Below are 16,605 nucleotides of genomic sequence, written 5' to 3' on the forward strand. Positions count from 1 at the left end.
TAAAAGCGTGCCACTCCGTAGGCCGGATAAGGCATTTATGCCGCCATCCGGCACTCTGCTCCGGGCACGAAAACCTGCCTGATCATGCTGCGCTTAGCAGGCCTACAAAGGCGTGCCGCCCCGTAGGCCGGATAAGGCATTTATGCCGCCATCCGGCACTTCGCTCCGGTCCCGAATACCTGCCTGATCATGCTGCGCTTAGCAGGCCTACAACGGCATGCAACTCCGTAGGCCGGATAAGGCATTTATGCCGCCATCCGGCAGATCGTCAGGATTTGAAGGTGGCGATCGGTTTTGGCGTAATGCCAAACTCCTCTTTCAGCTGCTGTTTGCTCTTCATCACCATCTGGCCGTTGGTATCGATGGTCATATGCTGCGCCTGCACGTTATTGCGCGCCTGCCACAACATCACCAGTTGCAGACTGTTCTCTTTCTGCTCGGGCGTCAGCGCGACGCCATCGGGCCATTTTCCCAGTTCAACTGCCGTCGCCAGACGCTGGTAGATCTCCGGCGTCATGCTGCTCACGATCTCATCAATATTCATCTTACTCTGCTCTCTGGAATAATAGCTGAATCGATTTTTCAACCGCGTGTCTGGTCGCCATTCTCTTGATCGGTGAAGCTCAGCGATGCGGAGTTAACGCAATAGCGCTCACCGGTAGGCTGTGGGCCGTCCGGAAACACATGTCCCAGATGCGCATCACACTTACCGCAACGGATCTCCACACGCTGCATGCCGTGGGAGTAGTCATTGATATAACGGATCGCCTCTTCGCTCACCGGCTCATAGAAGCTCGGCCAGCCGCAGCCAGAATCATACTTGGTCTCGGCGTTGAAGAGCGCGGCATCGCACACCAGGCAGTGGTAGACACCATCACGCTTGTTGTGCAGCAGGCGTCCGCTAAACGGCGGCTCGGTGCCATGATTTTGCGTTACGTAGAACTGCATTTCGGTCAGATCGTTTTTCAGATCGTCGTGGGAAGAATTGTTGGTCATTTATTTACATCTCGCGGTCATGATTCGACAACTTATCAGCATGATTCTAACAAAACATTAACACTCAGGGTTCGACTTTTGTTCTAAACTTAGCAGTTGCGATAAAGCAGCCAGGGAATTGTGATGAGTCTCACATTTTTATCTCGAGTGGCCTTTAAAATTTCCGGCGACACCCCATATGGGGAAGATGCTCAAAGGGAAAGTGAGATTAATCAGTCTGACCACGGACATGCGGATGATTGATTTGTCGCAATGATTGACACGATTCCGCTTGACGCTGCGTAAGGTTTTTGTAATTTTACAGCCAACCTTTTATTCACTAACAAATAGCTGGTGGAATATATGACTATCAAAGTAGGTATCAACGGTTTTGGCCGTATCGGTCGCATTGTTTTCCGTGCTGCTCAAGAGCGTTCTGACATCGAAATCGTTGGTATCAACGATCTGTTAGATGCGGATTACATGGCGTACATGCTGAAGTACGACTCCACTCACGGTCGTTTCAACGGCACCGTTGAAGTGAAAGACGGCCACCTGGTTGTTAACGGCAAAACCATCCGTGTTACTGCTGAGAAAGACCCGGCTAACCTGAAGTGGAACGAAATCGGCGTTGACGTTGTTGCTGAAGCTACCGGTATCTTCCTGACCGACGAAACTGCTCGTAAGCACATCACTGCCGGCGCGAAAAAAGTTGTACTGACCGGTCCGTCCAAAGACAACACTCCGATGTTTGTGCGTGGCGCTAACTTCGAGAAATATGCTGGCCAGGACATCGTTTCCAACGCATCCTGCACCACCAACTGCCTGGCTCCGCTGGCGAAAGTTATCAACGACAACTTCGGCATTATCGAAGGTCTGATGACTACCGTTCACGCGACCACCGCAACTCAGAAAACCGTTGATGGCCCGTCTCACAAAGACTGGCGCGGCGGCCGCGGCGCAGCTCAGAACATCATCCCGTCCTCTACCGGCGCTGCTAAAGCAGTAGGTAAAGTGCTGCCGGAACTGAACGGCAAACTGACCGGTATGGCGTTCCGCGTTCCGACTCCGAACGTATCCGTTGTTGACCTGACCGTTCGTCTGGAAAAAGCAGCGTCCTACGAAGAGATCAAGAAAGCCATCAAAGCCGCTTCTGAAGGCGAAATGAAAGGCGTTCTGGGTTACACCGAAGACGACGTGGTTTCTACCGATTTCAACGGCGAAGTATGCACCTCCGTGTTCGATGCTAAAGCAGGTATCGCACTGAACGACAACTTCGTGAAACTGGTCTCCTGGTACGACAACGAAACCGGCTACTCTAACAAAGTTCTGGATCTGATCGCTCACATCTCCAAATAAATTGAGATGGTAAGCTTTCTGAAAGGGCGACTTCGGTCGCTCTTTTTTTGTTTTGAAGACAGAGGATTGCGTTAATGATTAACAAAATTTTTGCACTTCCGGTAGTCGAACAAATCACGCCAACGCTCTCGCGCCGCACGCTGGATGACCTCGACGTGCTGGTTGTCGACCATCCGCAGGTGAAAGCCGCGTTTGCTTACCAGGGCGCGCATCTGCTGTGCTGGAAACCGCAGGGTGAAGAAGAAGTACTATGGCTGAGCGGCAATACACCGTTTAAAGAGGGTGTGGCGATCCGCGGCGGCGTGCCGATTTGCTGGCCGTGGTTTGGCCCGGCGAAGGAGCAGGGTCTGCCGGCGCACGGTTTTGCCCGTAACCTGCCCTGGGAGCTGCAGGCGCATAACGAAGATGAGAGCAGCGTAGTGCTGACCTTTGAACTGCAGAGCAGCGAAGCGTCGCACAAGCACTGGCCGCATGACTTTACCCTCTTTGCCCGCTTCAAACTGGCGGCGACCTGCGAAATGGAGCTGGAAGCGCACGGCGAGTTTGAAACCACCTCCGCCCTGCACACCTACTTCAACGTGGGCGATATTGCCGAGGTCAAAGTGAGCGGCCTCGGCGATCGCTTTATTGATAAAGTGAATGACGCAAAAGAGGATGTGCTGGCCGACGGTGTGCAGACTTTCCCGGATCGCGTCGACCGTGTCTACCTCAACGCCGAGGGTTGCAGCCTGATCCACGACGCGAAGCTCAAGCGCGCGATTGAAGTGACCCACCACCACAACGCCAACGTCGTTGCCTGGAACCCGGGTCCGGCACTCTCCGTCAGCATGGCGGACATGCCTGATGATGGCTACAAAACCTTTGTTTGCGTCGAGTCGGTCAATGCGACCGTCGCGCAGAAAGCGAGCGAAGAGAAGCCTTCCCGCCTTGCACAGACCATCCGTGTCGTTAAACGCTGATTGCCCTGCCCTCCCTCTCCCTTCGGGAGAGGGAGTTGCCTCTCTTACACCACATCAAGCGGGGTTCTCCCCTTCGGCGCCGGAAACGCCGCGTCAAGTCTTCCCATCTCCTCATCACTGAGCACGATAGTGAGCGCGGCGGCATTCTCCTCCACATGTTTCACGCTCGACGCTTTCGGAATCGCCATCACGCCCTGATGATGAATCACCCACGCCAGTAAGATTTGTGCCGCGCTGGCACCATGCGCCGCGGCAACCTGCTGCACTACACTGTTTTCCATCAGCCCGTCGCGCAGCCGCCCGGCCTGCGCCAGCGGGCAGTAGGCCATCACCGGCATCGCCTGCTGCTGACACCACGGCAACAGATCGTATTCAATACCGCGCGAAGCGAGATGATAGAGCACCTGATTGGTCGCGCAGGCATCACCGCCGCTTACCTGCATCAGCTCCTGCATATCGCTGTAATCCAGATTGGAGACACCCCAGCAGCGAATTTTCCCCTGCTGGATAAGTCTCTCCATCACCTCAACGGTTTCTGCCAGCGAGTAGTTGCCGCGCCAGTGCAGCAGATAGAGATCGAGCGCGTCGGTTTTGAGCCGTCGCAGGCTCGCTTCGCAGGCGGCAATCGCTTTCTCACCGCCCGCATTCCACGGGTAGAGCTTCGACACCAGAAACACCTTGTCGCGCAGCCCGCCCTGTAGCGCCTCGCCGACCACCTCTTCTGCTGCACCATCGGCGTACATCTCTGCGGTGTCGATAAGCGTCAGCCCCAGCTCGATTCCCGCCCGCAGGGCAGAAACCTCCTGCTGCCGGGCGTTGGGGGTTTCACCCATATACCATGTGCCCTGCCCGATAGCGGGCAGTAGCGCGTTGCCGAGGCGTACCGTTTTCTCTGCCATCTTCTTCTCCTGCGTTGAACGCACCACCATAAAACAAAACAGGGCCATAGGCCCTGTTGGAATGCACAACATGCACTGTAGACGTGCACAATCAGAAGCGGTAGGTCACACCCGTTGAGAGCAGACCGGACCAGGATTTATCCACCATCGGGCTGTCTTTAATCTCATCAGAGAGATGCGAGTAGCGGCCGGTGCCGTAAACGCTCCAGTTGTCCGCGAAACGGTAGCTGACGGTCAGCTCAAGGTAAGGATCCCAGCTGCTGTCCGGATCGTAGCCCGGCAACCCGCTGCGGCGAGATTCTGAACGCGATACGCCGTAGTAGTATTCATTCTGGTTATCGCTGCTCCACTCGACGCCGATACCAGGCGTCACGGTCAGACCGCCGTTGGTGTAGTTGTAGAGCCAGGCCAGATCCCACACCACGCCGTTGCTGTTATCCAGCACGTCACCGGCAAGGGTGGTGCGCAGGAAACCATACTGCGTATTGTGGATATAGCTTAAACCCGCCATCGCCGTTGATTTGCGGCGATCGAGCTGGCGCAGCTGGATGTTGTCGCTATCTTTCGGCTTGAACTGCCAGGGTGAATAGAAGGCCATCACCGACAGTTTGTCCGCTTCGTCATTCCATAAGTAGTAGCCGCCGCCGATGCCGCGGAACCAGAAGTCATCGCTCTCATAAGTTACAACCGGAAGCGGCGTTACGCGCGTGTCGTACTCCTTATAAGGAGACTCCATCACGCCCACACCCGCGCCGAGAGAAAAATTGCTTTCTGCATTGGCCGCGCAGGCAGAGATCGCCGTCACTACGCCCAGTGCCAGGAGTTTGAATTTGGTCACAGTCCTTTCTTTCCTGTTCGTCAAATAATTGGCGGATGAAGTGTAGTCGCCCCGCGCACCCTGCCCAACTCTTTTTGTCTGAAGATTACAAAAAATTAACTTTCCACTCTGAAGCCGAGTTATGACACTCCCATTACAGCGTTATGAAACAACGATGAAAGCGCTGACCACGGCTTATGACAAAAACAGGATTTTTAGGATGAGTTATTGATATGCCATTGAAATTGGTTTTGGGGCGCATGCAAGATTTGCAAAGCCTTCTACGCTTAAATTAAGAAGATGATTTACCTGATCCGCGCTCAGTTGTTGGCATGCAACCTGGCATAAGGGTTGCTCGGTGACTAAAAGCGTCGTTCAGCTAACGCTTCCGGGAGCCTCCATTACTCATACGAACGGCTCTTAACCTGTGCTAAAAAACGAAAGGACGGCATGCCATGAATATATTCGATCACTATCGCCAGCGCTATGAAGCTGCCAAGGACGAAGAGTTCACACTGCAGGAGTTTCTTGCCATCTGTAAGCAGGATCGCAGTGCCTATGCTAACGCGGCAGAACGGCTATTGATGGCCATTGGTGAGCCCGTGATGGTTGACACCGCTCAGGAGCCACGGCTTTCCCGTCTCTTTTCGAACCGGGTTATCGGACGCTACCCGGCGTTTGAAGAGTTCTATGGTATGGAAGAAGCTATCGAGCAGATTGTCTCCTATCTCAAGCATGCCGCGCAGGGGCTTGAAGAGAAGAAACAGATCCTCTATCTGCTCGGTCCGGTCGGTGGGGGTAAATCGTCGCTGGCGGAACGCCTGAAATCCTTAATGCAGCGCGTGCCGATCTACGTCCTGAGCGCTAACGGCGAGCGCAGCCCGGTCAATGACCATCCGCTCTGCCTGTTTAATCCGCAGGAAGATGCGCAGATCCTCGAAAAAGAGTACAACGTGCCGCGCCGCTATCTCGGCACCATTATGTCGCCGTGGGCAGCAAAACGGCTGCATGAGTTTGGCGGCGATATCAGTAAATTCCGCGTAGTAAAAGTGTGGCCGTCAATCCTTGAGCAGATCGCCATCGCTAAAACCGAACCAGGCGATGAGAACAACCAGGATATCTCTGCGCTGGTGGGTAAAGTCGACATCCGCAAACTGGAGAACCACGCGCAGAACGACCCGGACGCCTACGGTTACTCCGGCGCGCTCTGCCGCGCCAACCAGGGGGTGATGGAGTTCGTCGAGATGTTTAAAGCGCCGATCAAGGTGCTGCACCCGCTGCTGACCGCTACTCAGGAGGGGAACTACAACGGCACCGAGGGGATCTCCGCCCTGCCGTTTAACGGCATCATCCTTGCCCACTCCAACGAATCGGAATGGGTGCAGTTCCGTAATAACAAAAACAACGAGGCGTTCCTCGACCGTGTTTACATCGTCAAGGTGCCTTACTGCCTGCGCATCTCGGAAGAGATGAAGATTTACGAAAAACTGCTTAATCACTCTGAGCTTTCCCACGCGCCATGCGCGCCAGGAACGCTGGAAACGCTGGCGCGCTTCTCTATCCTGTCGCGCCTGAAAGAGCCGGAAAACTCCAGCATCTACTCCAAAATGCGCGTGTATGACGGCGAGAGCCTGAAAGACACCGATCCGAAAGCGAAATCCTACCAGGAGTATCGAGATTACGCGGGGGTGGACGAAGGAATGAACGGCCTTTCGACGCGTTTCGCCTTTAAGATCCTCTCGCGGGTCTTCAACTTCGACCATGTGGAAGTGGCGGCCAACCCGGTACACCTCTTCTATGTGCTGGAGCAGCAGATTGAGCGCGAACAGTTCCCGCAGGAGCAGGCCGAGCGTTATCTCGAGTTCCTGAAAGGCTACCTGATCCCGAAATATGCCGAGTTTATAGGCAAAGAGATCCAGACGGCCTATCTCGAATCCTACTCGGAGTACGGGCAGAACATTTTCGACCGTTATGTCACCTACGCCGATTTCTGGATTCAGGATCAGGAGTATCGCGATCCTGATACCGGCCAGCTATTTGACCGTGAATCCCTCAATGCGGAGCTGGAGAAGATTGAGAAACCCGCCGGGATCAGTAACCCGAAAGATTTCCGTAACGAGATCGTCAACTTCGTGCTGCGCGCCCGCGCCAATAATAGCGGCCGCAATCCGAACTGGACCAGTTACGAAAAACTGCGCACGGTAATTGAGAAGAAGATGTTCTCCAATACCGAAGAGCTGCTGCCGGTCATTTCGTTTAACGCCAAAACCTCGACTGACGAGCAGAAAAAACATGATGACTTTGTCGACCGCATGATGGAGAAAGGGTATACCCGTAAGCAGGTGCGCCTGCTCTGCGAATGGTATCTGCGGGTTCGTAAATCTTCATAACAGCACTACCCCGGCCGCGCCACGTGCGCGGTCTGTTGCAAAGTTGGCATACGCAGCGGGAGGGAACTATGACCTGGTTCATTGACCGGCGTCTGAACGGCAAAAACAAGAGCGCGGTGAACCGCCAGCGCTTCTTACGCCGTTACAAAGCGCAAATAAAGCAGTCCATCTCCGGGGCGATCAATAAACGATCGGTCACGGATGTCGAGAGCGGCGAGTCTGTCTCAATCCCGACGGAAGATATTAGCGAACCGATGTTCCACCAGGGGCGCGGCGGTTTACGCCATCGCGTTCACCCGGGGAACGACCATTTCGTACCCAACGATCGCATTGAACGCCCGCAGGGTGGCGGTGGCGGTGGTGGCAGCGGCCAGGGCGACGCCAGTCAGGATGGTGAAGGCCAGGATGAGTTTGTTTTCCAGATCTCGAAAGATGAGTACCTCGATCTGCTGTTTGAAGATCTCGCCCTGCCCAATCTGCAGAAAAACCAGCAGCGGCAGATGAATGAGTACAAAACGCACCGCGCCGGCTATACCGCCAACGGTGTGCCGGCCAATATCAGCGTCGTGCGATCGCTGCAGAACTCGCTGGCCCGCCGCACCGCGATGACGGCCGGCAAGCGCCGCGAACTGCGCGAGCTGGAGAGTAATCTTGAGACCGTCGCCAAAAGCGAGCCGGCGCAACTGCTGGAGGAGGAGCGCCTGCGCAAGGAGATTGCCGAGCTGCGGGCGAAAATCGAGCGCGTGCCCTTTATCGACACCTTCGACTTACGCTACAAGAACTATGAAAAACGCCCGGAACCCTCCAGCCAGGCGGTGATGTTCTGCCTGATGGACGTTTCAGGCTCGATGGATCAGGCCACCAAAGATATGGCCAAACGGTTCTATATCCTGCTCTATCTCTTCCTGAGCCGGACTTATAAAAACGTGGAAGTGGTCTATATCCGCCATCACACGCAGGCCAAAGAGGTGGATGAACATGAGTTCTTCTACTCGCAGGAGACGGGCGGCACCATTGTCTCCAGCGCCCTGAAACTGATGGATGAGGTGGTGAAGGAGCGCTACGACCCAGGGCAGTGGAATATCTACGCCGCGCAGGCCTCCGATGGCGATAACTGGGCAGATGACTCCCCCCTGTGCCACGAAATCCTGGCGAAGAAGATCCTGCCGGTGGTGCGTTACTACAGCTATATTGAGATCACCCGTCGGGCGCACCAGACGCTGTGGCGCGAGTACGAACACCTGCAAACGATGTTTGATAACTTCGCTATCCAGCATATCCGCGACCAGGATGATATCTACCCGGTGTTCCGCGAGCTGTTCCACAAGCAGAATGCAAATTAACATAAATTTGAATGATAAATCAGCCAGTTAATTTATTTTCACTGGCTGATTTACGTCTTTTTGGCGTGAAAAAATGCCTGATAAGCTCAGGATGTTACATCTGGTTTTGGGCAGTGGTTTTTTGACAGAAACAAGACGTTTTAAATCCGTTGCTTCGCTTCGAAAAAACAGTGCGTTGTGGTGAGTTTTCATAACCTTAACTCACCCAGCGAGCGTGCTCTTTCAAAGAGTGACTGTGTATGTTTTAAAAAGAGTATGAAGGGGTTTGTGTAAAAATAATCCTTCCCCCCCTCTGAGAGCGATGCGCGGGCGCCACATGAAATAAACAGGCGCCCAATAATATCAAGTGTGCAGATTACGTTACCCGCTTTCCTTCCTCGTCAATGACCTTTTCACCATCCTCTTTGGTAAAGGCGCCTTTCTGCCCTTCAGGGAGAATATCCAGCACGATTTCCGAGGGGCGGCAAAGACGCGTGCCAAGCGGGGTTACGACGATTGGCCGGTTGATCAGGATCGGATTCTGAAGCATCAAATCGATTAACTGCTCATCATTAAAATCTTCTTCACCAATACCTAACTTTTCATAGGGTTCTACGTTTTTTCGCAGCAGTGCGCATACCGTAATCCCCATATCTGCAATGAGTTTAATAAGCTCTTCGCCGGTCGGTGGCGTATCGAGATAATAAACGATGGTTGGTTCGATGCCGCTGTTACGGATCATCTCCAGCGTGTTGCGGGAGATACCGCAGGCCGGGTTGTGATAGATAGTTACGTTGCTCATATCAGTTTCTTCTTACACAGTGAAAGAGAGTCGCCACGCCAGCACTGCCAGTGTGACAAAGAGCACGGGCAGGGTCATGATAATGCCGGTGCGGAAGTAATATCCCCACGTAATCGTCATATTTTTTTGTGCCAGGACATGCAGCCACAACAGGGTGGCCAGACTGCCGATCGGGGTAATCTTCGGGCCTAAATCGCAGCCAATCACATTGGCATAGATCATCGCTTCCTTCACGATGCCGGTCGCTGTACTGCCATCAATAGACAGCGCGCCAATCAGAACGGTGGGCATATTATTCATCACCGAGGACATAAACGCCGTCAGGAAACCTGTACCGAACGTTGCGGCCCATACTCCTTTTGTGGCCAGCAAGTTCAGCACCCCTGATAAATACTCCGTCAGCCCCGCATTCCGTAGCCCATAGACCACCAGGTACATACCCAGAGAGAAAACCACGATCTGCCATGGTGCCCCGCGCAGCACTTTCCCGGTGCTGATGGCGTGACCTCTTCTGGCCACCACCAACAGCACAATGGCACCTGTTGCGGCTATCGCGCTGACGGGAATTCCGTGTGGTTCCAGAATGAAGAAACCAACCAGAAGTAGTATGAGAACAATCCAGCCAGCTCTGAATGTCGCCGGATCCTTTATCGCGTCAGCCGGCAGTTTCAGACGCGCGACGTCGTAGGTCGCCGGGATATCCTTACGAAAGAAAAGATGCAACATCACAAGGGTGGCCGCAATGGCACCCAGATTCACAGGCACCATCACTGAAGCGTATTGCGTAAAACCAAGATGGAAAAAATCGGCCGAGACGATATTGACCAGGTTAGAAACAATAAGAGGAAGGCTTGCTGTATCTGCAATAAATCCAGCCGCCATGATAAAGGCAAGGGTTGTACTCCTGCTGAAACCCAGCGCCAGTAACATGGCGATCACGATCGGCGTCAGTATCAGGGCCGCACCGTCATTAGCAAACAGCGCAGCTACGGCAGCGCCAAGGAGCACAATCCAGGTGAAGAGTAGCCGCCCACGTCCGTTTCCCCAGCGTGAAACATGCAACGCAGCCCATTCAAAGAAACCGGACTCATCAAGCAGCAGGCTGATAATGATGACCGCGATAAATGCCGCTGTTGCATTCCAGACGATGTTCCAGACAACCGGAATATCATCAATATGAATAACTCCCGTGAACAGTGCCAACGCGGCACCAATACCTGCACTCCATCCGATACTGAGGCCTCTGGGTTGCCAGATCACCAGTACCAGCGTCAGCAAAAAAATACTCCCTGCCAGTAACATACAGAACTCCTATATATACGCTTAAACAGATATTAATAAAGAGATCAACATGAGGTGCACGCTGTTCTTTCCAGCCACTGACGCACGTCTTCACGCAGACACTGCCAGGAGGTGGTGATCGTCTCAGCAGCCCAGGCAGGAATGTGCGGTGAAAGACGATAGTGGATCCATTTGCCTTCCCTGCGGTCAAGAACCAGCGCGGACTCACGAAGAATTGCCATGTGCCGCGATACTTTAGGCTGTGATTGCCTGGTGGCGGCAGAGATATCACAGACGCACAGTTCACCGGATTCCCGCAGAAGCATGACAATAGCGAGGCGGGTTTCATCCGACAGGATCTTAAAAAGCTCAACAGGCTGTAACATTTTCCACTCCATTCATTTCAGCGCACACATACGATAAATCATATGTGAAAAGTTTAAAACCATCGCCCCCACAGGAGAAAAAAAGGCAGGATTTTGCTGCCCAGAACCGTGCGTGTTTTGATCAGCAAATTGCTGATCACCTCCAGCTACAGAAGCCGCGATGCACCCTTATTTTTTCTGGCCCGGTAAGAGAACGTTCCTGTAGCCGTTTTGCCGCAAAAGAGGCGGTTCGCCTGCTGATGGCGACAGGTATAAAGGTCAGGCTGTTTTTTGCCGCTGCCCGATGATGCTCCCAAAGTGATCGGGTTGCGCGAAGCGATCAAAGGGTATGACGGTCTGGTATGGAGCGGTACGGGGCAGTGAGTGCCATCATAAAGGCACAGATTGACCGGATACCTTTGAGCGAAGGCGCAGTAAACACTTACCGTAATGCAGGTATGTGGTGGCTCTCACTCCTTTATGGCCAGCAAGCAGATGCGCATTCCGGGGCGATGGATGCGGACGTTCGCCCTCCCCAGTCTCTCCTCAGTGGCAGGGGCTCGATGAGAAAACCCTCGTCCTGGTATGCTCGTATTGCCGATGTCACCGACGAGTTGTTTAAAATTACGCTACTGCGTAAAGGTGACAAATTCCCTCGCTGAATTAGCAAACCCCGCAATTAACTAACGCACGACACAATTGAAAACAATTTGATTGTTTTCAACTCTAATGATCTTTTTCCCTCTGCCGATAGTGTTCGACACCACAAATATGATGAGAAAACCGATGAAAATTTCTGCACGTCTGAGCGCAGGTTTTGGCCTGCTTATTCTGTTATTTATCCTCTGTGCGGCTGTTTCCCTACATGGGTTATGGCAGGCGCGGGACAGCATGAATGACACCGTTAACGCTAAGATGAAGCGCTACGATCTGGTGCTGGACATGCGCGGCAGCGTGCGCGATATGGCCATCGCCGTGCGTAACCTGGCGCTGCTGACGGACCCGGCTCAGATGCAGCCGGAGTGGAAGCGGCTGAACGATCAGCGCGAGCTCTATATCCGTAAACGTGAGATGCTTGAGCAGAGCATGGCAACAAACGTCTCCGACGAGGGTAAAGCGGTACTCAGGCGCATTGTTGCGGCAGAGCCTGCGGCCCTGTCGACGCTGATGGAGGCGGGCAAACTCGGGTTGTCGAATCGTCAGGAGGAGACGACCACCTACCTGATGAACACCGCCCGACCGGCGCAAAAAGCGCTGCTGGATGCTATTAACGATCTGACTGATGTGCAAATGAAGTTAAGCCGCGATACGCTGGCGGAGAACGGTGAAAATATTACATTCACGTCGCAGCTCTTGATCGGGCTGGCGGTGGTGTCAATTTTACTGGCGGTGGCAACCTGTATGTTTACGGTGCGTGTGCTGATGCGCCAGCTTGGCGGCGAACCCTCCCAGGCACAGGCGATTGCCGCCGCCATCGCCGGGGGCGATCTCAGCTCGCCGGTGACGCTGCGACGCAACGATACCACCAGCCTGCTGGCCTCCCTTGCCGGTATGCAGTCCAATCTGCGCAGCCTGGTCTCCGACATCCGCGATGCTTCCGTCTCGGTAGCCTCCGCGGCAGATGAGATTTCGCAGGGCAACACTGAGCTCTCCTCCCGTACTGAGCAGCAGGCCGCTGCACTGCAGGAGACGGCCGCCAGTATGGAGCAGTTAACCGCCACGGTGAAAAGCAATGCCGAGGGCGCACGCCAGACCGCCGATACCGCCCGCACCACCGCTAACCTTGCCCGCAGCGGCGGCGAGGAGCTTGGGCGCATGTCGCAGACGATGAACGCCATCTCCCAGAGCGCGGTAAAAGTGCGCGAGATCACCAGCGTGATCGAGGGCATCGCCTTCCAGACCAACATTCTGGCACTGAACGCCGCGGTTGAAGCGGCCCGCGCCGGTGAGCAGGGGCGCGGGTTTGCCGTGGTCGCCGGAGAAGTGAGAACCCTGGCGCAGCGCAGCGCCAGTGCGGCAGCGGATATTAAAACGTTGATTGAACAGGCGGTCGCTCAGGTGGAAGATGGCGTAGCTGAAGCCGCCGACACCGGCGACAACATCCTGAAAGTTGTCGGCATGGTGGGCGATCTGGCAGACGCGATGGATGATATCTCCCTCTCCTCTTCTGAGCAGATGCAGGGGATCAGCCAGGTCAGCCTGGCCGTCAGCCAGATGGATGGCGTCACGCAGAACAATGCCGCGCTGGTGGAGGAGTCATCCAGCGCGTCGCAGTCGCTCTCTGCCCAGGCGCACGCGCTGCGCGGCATGGTCGACACGTTCCGCCTGTAATGTGGTACAGCGCGCCGCCGAAAAAGAGCGTAAAGGCGGCGCGGTTTTGCCTGTGATTCATACGTCAGCCTTAATTATGTTGACGTCAACATAATTAGACTCAATACTTTGCCTTGACAGCCGACGCGCAGGCCGTCTCTTCCTCTTCTCCTGCGCCTCTTTACTCCGAACGTGAACGTGCCGGCCTCCCTGAATCCGTTGCCGCTGTTCAGAGAGAACTCTATCTTTGCAACAGGCCCGAACTGCTTATGTGTATCGACGTAAATAACGACAGTGATGAGCGAGATGATCTGCCAACCCAGAGCGATGCGCCGGTAACCGTCGATCAGTTTCTCTGCTTCGCGCTCTACTCCGCCTCGCTGGCGATGACCCGGCTTTACCAGTCACGGCTGAAACCGCTCGGCCTGACCTACCCACAGTATCTGGTGCTGCTGGCGCTGTGGGAAAAAGATAACGTGACGGTGTCGGAAGTGGGCGCCCGCGTCCAGCTGGACTCCGGGACCCTGAGCCAGCTGTTAAAAAGGCTTGAAGCCTCCGGTCTTGTGTCCAGAAACCGCGATACGCAAGGCGACGAGCGGCGGGTACTTATCACCCTGACCGAAAAGGGAGAGCAGCTAAAAATCGCGGCCGCCGGTGTGCCCGCCGATATGATCTCGGTGATGGAGACGCCCTTTGAAGAGCTATCCGATCTTGCAACCCGGGTTAGCGCGCTTCGTGAAAAGCTTTTAAAAGCTCTGCCCTGACCTTTTTTTGGTGCCTCAGGCGAGGCGACCAGTGGCTACGCACCACCAGCCCCGGTGCGCGGACAAGTCATCAACTGGATTAGCATCCCGAGGAACAGAGCGTGACATTTCCCCACTCAGACGACAAAGACGCCGTCCATGCAGCGATAGGCAACGCAACACAAGCACTGCTTCGCGCCGGGCGCACCCTAAGCAAGGGTAATATTCTGGCGCACCTTATTGCCTGCGAACGTGAATCAACAGGAGCCACAAAGGCGGTTTATGCCCAGGCCGTCGCGCTGTTACAGCCCAAAAAGCACTCATAAAGGATGTAAACGCTGTTCGCCGAGGGAAACGACATGAAAAAAATTATCTCCACGCTCCTGCTTACTCTGCTGTGTACCCTGCTGCCCGGCTGTAAAAGCCTGAAAAAAATCGAACCTGAAAAGCACTTCGCCGGCGCTCAACTGCTGCTGGCAAAGGCTATTCAGGCTGGAGATCGCTATACCATCCTGCGCCTGGCGAAAAAGACGGACCTTAGCACGCCGGGAAATGAAGATTTGACGATCCTCTTTTTTGCTCTCAATGAGTCTTTTTATAATGGCAACCCGCCTGAGCGGTTGCAGATCGTCACGGATTTGGTGCGCCTGGGAGCCGACCCGCTACAGCCGCAAAAGGATGACTCCTGGAGCCCCGCCGAAATGGTGGCGATGGGTGATAAAGATATCTGGCTAAAAGCGATGCTTGACGGCGGCCTGGATGCCAACGCCCGCGATAAGCGCTACGATGAGCCGCTTATCTTCTCGACCATCCGGGCAAAAAACAACGCCACGCTGGCGCTGCTGCTCGCACGGGGTGCGGATATCAATAGCCGTGACTCGCTGGGCAACACGCTGCTGGCCGAGGCGTTTTTTGGTGCCGAGTTCGACAAGATAGCCCTTCTGCTGGATAAGGGGGCTAACCCGGATCTGCGCAATCACCAGGGGGACTCTTTCAGGCAGATGGTCAGCGAAGATCTTGCGAGAATTAAAAAAGAGGGCGAGTTCTACCACAATCTGTTCAAGGTGAACGAAAGGCTTAAGCGCCACGGGGCATAGGGCGTGGCGTGTTCCTGACGCCACCCTCCCGTTCCATGTTGCCCGTGAGGGGCTTTTAAGCGGTCATCTGCATACAGACTTCCGCACAGCGGCGGCACTGCGCAGCACACTGTTGGCAGTGATCGTGCTGATGCTTCGAGCACTCTTCGGCACAGGCGCGGCAGACGTCCGCGCAAATACGGCACACCTGCTTCGCATGCTCGCTCTCAAGGCTTAACAGCTGCGCGGTAACACGGCAGAGCGCTGCACACTCCATATCCGTTTTAATGCACGCTCGCATCATCTCAAGATGCGGCTCCTGCAAACAGGAGACCGCACAGCGATCGCAGGCTTCGGCGCACTGATAGCAGGCATCAATGCAGGACTGATATTCATTAGTCATAGTCACACTCCCCATGTGGATAAAGTGAACCTCTAAGTCTAGTTAACCCACCTGAGATCGCCATTTTTACCGTCCCTGTGTCTAAGATGCCGTCACATAAGCGAAATTTGCCGGTTATAGCCAGAAATAGGCGTAAAAAGCGGTTTTATTTATCCTCTTGCCGCCGCAGAGATATGGCACATTACCCACCATGAAGTTTGATACGCCACTGGCGCCTGTGTTGCGCCTGGCAATGTGAGCAAGTAACGCCCAAGAGGGTAATAAATCACTTTCCCGTACACACAAAGAATTGTTTGTAGTGCTTGTATTTCTTGGCCGCCCCCCCGGGCGGCATTTTTATTTTCAGCCCCCGCGATGTGAGGTAATGTAAACATCTTTACATTTTAGGGAGCGACCATGTCTGAGATTGCCAGCCGCGATATCCACGCGCACCTACTCCATCTTCTTACTGAGCAACAGGCCCGCTTTCGCGTGGTTGAGCATGATGCCGTTGGCAAGTGTGAAGCGGTGAGTGAAATTCGCGGTACCGCGCTCGGCCAGGGGGCGAAAGCACTGGTGTGTAAAATCAAAGGCAACGGCGTGAAAAAACATGTGCTGGCGATCCTTGCCGCCGACCTGCAGGCCGATCTCAGCCGCTTAGCGCAGCACTTTGGCGGCCTGAAAGCCTCGCTGGCGAGCCCGGCGGAAGTCGATGCCCTCACTGCCTGCGTCTTTGGCGCCATTCCCCCCTTCTCTTTTCATCCTGACCTTGAACTGGTCGCCGACCCGGTGCTGTTCCAGCGCTTCGATGAGATCGCCTTTAACGCCGGGCTGCTGGAAAAATCAGTCATCATGAATACGCACGACTATCTGCGCATCGCCCGACCGGCGCAGGTCGATTTTCGTCGCGAAAGCGCAGAGTAAG

16 protein-coding genes and 1 pseudogene are annotated in these 16,605 nt (G+C 54.6%); 9 read left to right on the forward strand and 8 right to left on the reverse strand.

Going from position 1 to position 16,605, the window contains the following annotated elements; all coding sequences use genetic code 11:
* Window positions 1-268: 268 nt before the first annotated feature.
* Window positions 269-544, reverse strand: coding sequence for a YeaC family protein (locus PU683_RS15330; RefSeq protein WP_277172961.1), 276 nt, complete (start codon window positions 542-544; stop codon window positions 269-271).
* Window positions 545-582: 38 nt separating this feature from the next.
* A complete protein-coding gene (msrB, locus tag PU683_RS15335; RefSeq protein WP_277172963.1) occupies window positions 583-996 on the reverse strand; it encodes a peptide-methionine (R)-S-oxide reductase MsrB in 414 nt (137 codons plus the stop codon).
* Window positions 997-1,338: 342 nt separating this feature from the next.
* Between msrB and gapA the strand changes: the two genes are divergently transcribed.
* Both gapA and PU683_RS15345 read left to right on the forward strand, forming a co-directional pair.
* Window positions 1,339-2,334 (forward strand): glyceraldehyde-3-phosphate dehydrogenase, encoded by a 996-nt coding sequence (gene gapA, locus PU683_RS15340; RefSeq protein ID WP_023481291.1) that lies wholly within the window; start codon window positions 1,339-1,341, stop codon window positions 2,332-2,334.
* A 74-nt stretch (window positions 2,335-2,408) separates the two neighbouring features.
* A complete protein-coding gene (locus PU683_RS15345) occupies window positions 2,409-3,293 on the forward strand; it encodes a D-hexose-6-phosphate mutarotase (RefSeq protein WP_277172966.1) in 885 nt (294 codons plus the stop codon).
* Window positions 3,294-3,337: 44 nt separating this feature from the next.
* Here the strand turns inward: PU683_RS15345 and PU683_RS15350 are convergent, their stop codons facing one another.
* Both PU683_RS15350 and PU683_RS15355 read right to left on the reverse strand, forming a co-directional pair.
* The gene (locus PU683_RS15350) at window positions 3,338-4,192 is read right to left on the reverse strand and encodes an aldo/keto reductase (RefSeq protein WP_277172967.1); all 855 of its coding nucleotides are present in this window, start codon (window positions 4,190-4,192) and stop codon (window positions 3,338-3,340) included.
* Between the two features lie 91 nt (window positions 4,193-4,283).
* The gene (locus PU683_RS15355; protein ID WP_277172969.1) at window positions 4,284-5,030 is read right to left on the reverse strand and encodes a MipA/OmpV family protein; all 747 of its coding nucleotides are present in this window, start codon (window positions 5,028-5,030) and stop codon (window positions 4,284-4,286) included.
* Between the two features lie 434 nt (window positions 5,031-5,464).
* Here PU683_RS15355 and yeaG point away from each other — a divergent pair, with 434 nt between their 5' ends.
* Window positions 5,465-7,399, forward strand: coding sequence for a protein kinase YeaG (yeaG, locus tag PU683_RS15360; protein WP_187802232.1), 1,935 nt, complete (start codon window positions 5,465-5,467; stop codon window positions 7,397-7,399).
* 68 nt (window positions 7,400-7,467) lie between these two features.
* Window positions 7,468-8,742, forward strand: coding sequence for a YeaH/YhbH family protein (locus tag PU683_RS15365; RefSeq protein WP_124968526.1), 1,275 nt, complete (start codon window positions 7,468-7,470; stop codon window positions 8,740-8,742).
* A 355-nt stretch (window positions 8,743-9,097) separates the two neighbouring features.
* On the opposite strand, the gene arsC is transcribed toward PU683_RS15365, so the two are convergent.
* From arsC to PU683_RS15380, 3 genes are read right to left on the reverse strand one after another with little or no spacing between them, the layout of a single operon-like run.
* The gene (gene arsC, locus PU683_RS15370) at window positions 9,098-9,523 is read right to left on the reverse strand and encodes a glutaredoxin-dependent arsenate reductase (RefSeq protein WP_277172972.1); all 426 of its coding nucleotides are present in this window, start codon (window positions 9,521-9,523) and stop codon (window positions 9,098-9,100) included.
* Between the two features lie 12 nt (window positions 9,524-9,535).
* On the reverse strand, window positions 9,536-10,825 hold the full coding sequence (locus PU683_RS15375; RefSeq protein WP_277172974.1) for an arsenic transporter: 1,290 nt from the start codon (window positions 10,823-10,825) through the stop codon (window positions 9,536-9,538).
* Window positions 10,826-10,869: 44 nt separating this feature from the next.
* Window positions 10,870-11,190 carry a metalloregulator ArsR/SmtB family transcription factor gene (locus tag PU683_RS15380; RefSeq protein WP_277172976.1) on the reverse strand — a complete coding sequence of 107 codons (321 nt, stop codon included), beginning with the start codon at window positions 11,188-11,190 and terminating at the stop codon, window positions 10,870-10,872.
* Window positions 11,191-11,234: 44 nt separating this feature from the next.
* Between PU683_RS15380 and PU683_RS15385 the strand changes: the two are divergent.
* The 4 genes and pseudogenes from PU683_RS15385 to PU683_RS15400 all read left to right on the forward strand — a co-directional run.
* Window positions 11,235-11,813 (forward strand): annotated as a pseudogene (locus PU683_RS15385) (NAD(P)H-dependent oxidoreductase); the annotation flags it as partial.
* Between the two features lie 142 nt (window positions 11,814-11,955).
* On the forward strand, window positions 11,956-13,500 hold the full coding sequence (locus PU683_RS15390; protein ID WP_277172978.1) for a methyl-accepting chemotaxis protein: 1,545 nt from the start codon (window positions 11,956-11,958) through the stop codon (window positions 13,498-13,500).
* A 248-nt stretch (window positions 13,501-13,748) separates the two neighbouring features.
* Entirely contained in the window at window positions 13,749-14,243 is a 495-nt protein-coding gene (locus tag PU683_RS15395) for a MarR family winged helix-turn-helix transcriptional regulator (protein ID WP_277172980.1), read from the forward strand.
* A gap of 338 nt (window positions 14,244-14,581) precedes the next feature.
* A complete protein-coding gene (locus PU683_RS15400) occupies window positions 14,582-15,319 on the forward strand; it encodes an ankyrin repeat domain-containing protein (protein ID WP_277172982.1) in 738 nt (245 codons plus the stop codon).
* Window positions 15,320-15,374: 55 nt separating this feature from the next.
* Here the strand turns inward: PU683_RS15400 and PU683_RS15405 are convergent, their stop codons facing one another.
* Window positions 15,375-15,701 carry a four-helix bundle copper-binding protein gene (locus tag PU683_RS15405; protein ID WP_277172984.1) on the reverse strand — a complete coding sequence of 109 codons (327 nt, stop codon included), beginning with the start codon at window positions 15,699-15,701 and terminating at the stop codon, window positions 15,375-15,377.
* A gap of 396 nt (window positions 15,702-16,097) precedes the next feature.
* Between PU683_RS15405 and PU683_RS15410 the strand changes: the two genes are divergently transcribed.
* Window positions 16,098-16,604 carry a YbaK/prolyl-tRNA synthetase associated domain-containing protein gene (locus PU683_RS15410; protein ID WP_277172985.1) on the forward strand — a complete coding sequence of 169 codons (507 nt, stop codon included), beginning with the start codon at window positions 16,098-16,100 and terminating at the stop codon, window positions 16,602-16,604.
* Window position 16,605 lies beyond the last annotated feature (1 nt).

The sequence above is a fragment of the Candidatus Kosakonia sp. 282A-S69 genome (genome assembly GCF_029433855.1).
GTDB classification, from domain to species: Bacteria; Pseudomonadota; Gammaproteobacteria; order Enterobacterales; family Enterobacteriaceae; genus Kosakonia; species Kosakonia cowanii_A.